This window comes from Candidatus Hakubella thermalkaliphila (assembly GCF_013281975.1).
In the GTDB taxonomy this organism is placed as follows: domain Bacteria; phylum Actinomycetota; class Humimicrobiia; order Hakubellales; family Hakubellaceae; genus Hakubella; species Hakubella thermalkaliphila.
The window spans coordinates 1-1,918 of sequence record NZ_BLRZ01000207.1 but is presented as its reverse complement, the minus strand read 5'-3'; the positions used below and the strand labels follow the sequence as shown (position 1 = coordinate 1,918).

Annotated in this window: 2 protein-coding genes and 1 pseudogene; 2 read left to right on the top strand and 1 reads right to left on the bottom strand. The window is 44.6% G+C overall.

Annotated elements, in window-relative coordinates; genetic code table 11:
* Positions 1-173: 173 nt before the first annotated feature.
* Both HW443_RS10925 and HW443_RS10920 read left to right on the top strand, forming a co-directional pair.
* Positions 174-710: an ArsA family ATPase gene (locus HW443_RS10925; protein ID WP_246273399.1), complete on the top strand. Its 537-nt coding sequence runs from the start codon at positions 174-176 to the stop codon at positions 708-710.
* A gap of 24 nt (positions 711-734) precedes the next feature.
* A complete protein-coding gene (locus HW443_RS10920) occupies positions 735-1,718 on the top strand; it encodes an ArsA family ATPase (RefSeq protein WP_176231991.1) in 984 nt (327 codons plus the stop codon).
* Positions 1,719-1,754: 36 nt separating this feature from the next.
* Here the strand turns inward: HW443_RS10920 and HW443_RS13465 are convergent.
* Positions 1,755-1,918, bottom strand: a pseudogene (locus HW443_RS13465) (IS701 family transposase); the annotation flags it as partial.

Sequence of the window (1,918 nt, the reverse complement as noted above, 5' to 3'; positions counted from 1 at the left end):
GTCTTTATGGGTTACCTTGCGACCATGATATACAACATCGAACTCCATGTGTTATGGTATATCACAATCTGGTTCTGAATGCAAGTAAAAAATAAGTGTTTTTTAAAATTTTTTCTCAGTTGTCTGTTTCTCCCACAGGATATTGAGCAATTACCTACTATATATATGATTTAGTGCCCTTAGGTCATGCCCTCTACTATCTGAGCATGGCATCGGTCTACGATGCATGGATTGGTAAGATCACTGGCCTCAGGGAACAGATGAGGGAATACGACCGTGCGGCAGCTGTGATCCGGCGTCAGAAGGAGCTGGAAGAAGATGCCATCCTGAACGAACTTCTTTATATCAAAGACCGCATCCATAAATCCTCCAGCATCCTCACAGATAAAAAAAAGACGGCCTTCTTTTTCGTCCTTACAGCCGAGGAGATGGTGATTAAGGATACCTTAAAGGCAGCAGCCCTTTTTGCAAAATTTGATGTCCCCCTGAGTGGCTATATCGTCAACCGTGTCCTGCCTCCTGAATTGAAGGATCAGAATATCCCTGAATATTTAAAAAATCGCCTCACCATGCAGGAGCATTACCTGAAGGTAATTGAAACTACTTTTAAAAGCCAGATCTTAGCATATGTCCCTGAGATGGAGCGGGATGTGACAGGACTTCCCATGATTGAGAAGATGGCCAAAGCCATGTTTGGGGAGTTTGACTAATAACGCAATAAAGGAGTAAAAACTGTGGACAAAATAACAATCAATATGAACAAATTCATACAGGACCATCCCCGACTGAAATATATATTTTTTGGAGGAAAAGGAGGGGTTGGGAAGACGGTCATGGCAGGGGCAGCTGGCCTTTGGTCAGCCAGGCGGGGAAAGAAGACATTACTGACCTCCACCAATCCTGTCCATAGCCTCTCCAGTCTCATGGAAAGGGATGTCCTTGGAAGGCCGACAGTAGTCTGCGATGAAGAGAATTTTTATGCCTATGAAATCGATACACGGGACACCATCGAAAGGTCAAAACAAGAAATCCGCGAAAAGATCAACTGGTTTCTCAAATTTGCAGACATTACGACAAAGGCTGAGGATTTCATAGAATCGGCCACCATGAACCCTGCCTTTGAAGAGTCGGCCATGTTCGAGAATATGATAGACATCATGCTCAAGGATGAATACGAATTTTATGTCTTTGACACAGCTCCAACAGCGAATGCAAGACGTCTCCTGGGGATGTCCAAAGTTTACTCCTTATGGGTAGAGAAGATGCTGAAGAGCCGGGAGGAGGCGAGATCCCTGAAGGAACTGCTCTCTTTCTCAAAGAAAAAAGAGGAGGACCCTCTCCTGGATTATCTCCTGAGTTTCAAGGAGAGGATGTCCCATGCGAAAGGCCTCCTGACTGATGAGGCCCTCACTGCCTTCTTTTTTGGGACATTGCCTGAAAGTCTTCCCATCGCGGTGATTACCCGTTTCATCAATTGGTTTCATGAATTTGGAATTCCTGTGGGTGGCGTTGTGGTCAATGGGGTGATCCAGAAGGAACAGGTTGGAAAGGATGCAGCAGAGTTTGTTCTAAATAGAATTCGGATGCAGGATGAACATATGGAGGAGATATGGAGCATATTTGGAGATAAGGTGAGGGCAATCGTACCTCTATTTGAAACAGAGGTAAAGGGAGTAAAGATGTTGAATCGGATGATTGAATATCTCTTTGCTCCGTAATGCCTTCAAATGTAAAGCTCAAACATCTATTAGGACTTACGCAGTTGGGGTAAGACTGTAGGTAGGGTTACCCAGATAAGCCCGTATTGCCTCCCTGATAATGGACACCTTTGCCTCATACCAACTATTTCCCGTTCGCAACTTGTGTATCTCCAAACGCAGAAATGCCCGCAGCGCATAAAGAAAGTGATTCTTCTGTG